The sequence below is a fragment of the Photobacterium chitinilyticum genome (assembly GCF_004104355.1).
Taxonomy (GTDB): Bacteria; Pseudomonadota; Gammaproteobacteria; order Enterobacterales; family Vibrionaceae; genus Photobacterium; species Photobacterium chitinilyticum.
Genome location: NZ_RJLM01000046.1, coordinates 1 through 2,028 on the forward strand (window position 1 = coordinate 1; position 2,028 = coordinate 2,028).

Here is a 2,028-nt window from a genome sequence, read left to right on the forward strand (position 1 = left end):
CTCTGGCTCAAATCGTTGAAAGTGAATCGGAATTATCAGAGTCCGGATTTGTTGCCTGTATGCCGCAGATTTATCACGCGTGGAAAGATTTTCGGCCAAGTATGATCGTATTAATGGATGGAGTTGCATAACAAAGGTATCAAGGTGAATTGTTTGACTCGGCGGTTTTGGTTCGGAGTTCAGTGGGTTTGGTGAGTTGGTCGTGGCGCACCTTATCCCAGGCGTTATATTTATAGGAGAGTTAGGTGTTCAGAAAACGAACGTGGGAATCTTTAATTAATTTTCACAATGTAAAATTGTACCCAAAGCTTCCATGTCCTTATTGTGGTAGCAACACATTGCACCTTGACCTTGATAGCGCACAATTTAAGCCGTTATCAAATGCAGCATATAAAAGTTACCTGGACAAAGTCGGATTGTTCGATGATATCAAGAAAGAACTTGAAGAAAATGTATTTTTTGGACTGTTAAGTTCAATTGAAAAAATAAGCGAGCAAAAAAATTACTCTGGCGCACAATTTACAGCTTTTTTTTCTTGCGAGTTATGCTCTGAAAGTGTTTCTTCTGTAGGTATGGCTCAATTATCCATAGATGGCATTGTCGAAAAAAACAATATTAAGGTTGAGTTTTTTAATCCGCCTATTCCGATGTTTAAACTTGAATCGAGTACGCCAGTTACTATTAATGAAGAATTACTCAAGGCATTCAATTACTTCCATTCAGATATATCTTCATCAGGTTCCAAATTAAGGCGAGCGATGGAGAAATTGTGTAATGAAAGTGGATGTACTGAGAGGAATTTAAATCGAAATATTCAAGAGTTCGCTAAATTGTACCCTCAGGAAGGGAGATGGTTAAAATCATTAAAACTAGTCGGTAATGAGGCTACGCACTCTGATGGTGTATCTGAGCAGGATATCCTTGATTCATTTGAAATTTTTGAAGTCGTATTAGACATTTTTCGTCGTAAACAGATTGAGGATAAAATCAATAAAACAGTGCTCTTATTAGAGTCGAGGTATCAATAAATATAACAAGGCAATCAAGGTGACCCGTTACACTCGGCGGTTTTGGYATGAAGTTCGGTGTGCTTTGYTGGTTTRGTGTGGGGCACCTTATCGCAGGCGTTATATTTCAGAGGAAGTTATGGACAACGATAATAAAATAGATTCACTAGCTGAGAGTACTGAAGAAAAAGTATATCGTATGTTTAAGGCAATATGGCCGGTAGGTGCTGGAGTTGCTGCTATATATAATCCAGTGGTTTCAGCTGCTCTAACCGTTGGAAGTGTTGCTTTCGAATCACTTTATGATGATCCTCGAATGGAAAAATTATGTCGACATGTTAGTAAGCTTGCGTCTAACAAGCCTGAATATAGTGTATTGTCGATGAAGGATTTCACTACTAATCAAGAATTCATCAGCTGTTTAAATCGAGCTCAAGAAGTTATCAAGAAGAATCATCAAGACGAAAAAATTGAAATGCTTGCGCATGCATTAGTCAATTCAATTAACTCAAATGTTCCTTTCTCAAAGAAAGCAATATTTCTTTCTCTAATTGATGAGTTGACAGTTGAGCATATTCAGGTTCTTAATTTGGTTAGCGATGAGCTTCTGTGGGTTCCAAAAAGTTGGCCTGATTATAATGTAAATGTGGAGTTGTCTCGCGAGCTATGCCAACAACTGGGGTTTGAGAATAATGAGCTTATTTATATCCATTCGATAGTTAATGATTTAATCTCAAAAAGGTTAATATTGAACACAGAATTAAAAGTTAATCATAATCAAAGTATTGCATCAAAGAATGAATATGGCATGGTTTTGACAAAACTTACATCAGAACAATTGGATACAGAGTTTACAAACTATTGTACTAACTTATCTAAGCTCGGTTTAGAGTTTGTTTCTTTCGTTTCTGAAAAAGAAATATAACAAGGCAATCAAGGTGATGCGTTACACTCGGCGGTTTTGGTACTGAGTTCAGTGTGCTTTGTTGGTTCGGTGGGGCACACCTTATTGCAGGCGTTA

At 37.3% G+C, this 2,028-nt stretch carries 2 protein-coding genes; both read left to right on the forward strand.

Features of this window, described 5'->3' with window-relative positions:
- The first annotated feature begins 245 nt into the window (after nucleotides 1-245).
- Nucleotides 246-1,028, forward strand: coding sequence for a DUF4145 domain-containing protein (locus EDI28_RS25615; RefSeq protein ID WP_128786669.1), 783 nt, complete (start codon nucleotides 246-248; stop codon nucleotides 1,026-1,028).
- 118 nt (nucleotides 1,029-1,146) lie between these two features.
- Complete coding sequence (locus tag EDI28_RS25620; protein ID WP_128786670.1) at nucleotides 1,147-1,932, forward strand: hypothetical protein; 786 nt, start codon at nucleotides 1,147-1,149, stop codon at nucleotides 1,930-1,932.
- Nucleotides 1,933-2,028 lie beyond the last annotated feature (96 nt).

Excerpts from the sequence above, each read along its gene's own strand:
- EDI28_RS25620 (WP_128786670.1), top strand. The coding sequence starts at position 1,147 with ATGGACAACGATAATAAAATAGATTCACTAGCTGAGAGTACTGAAGAA.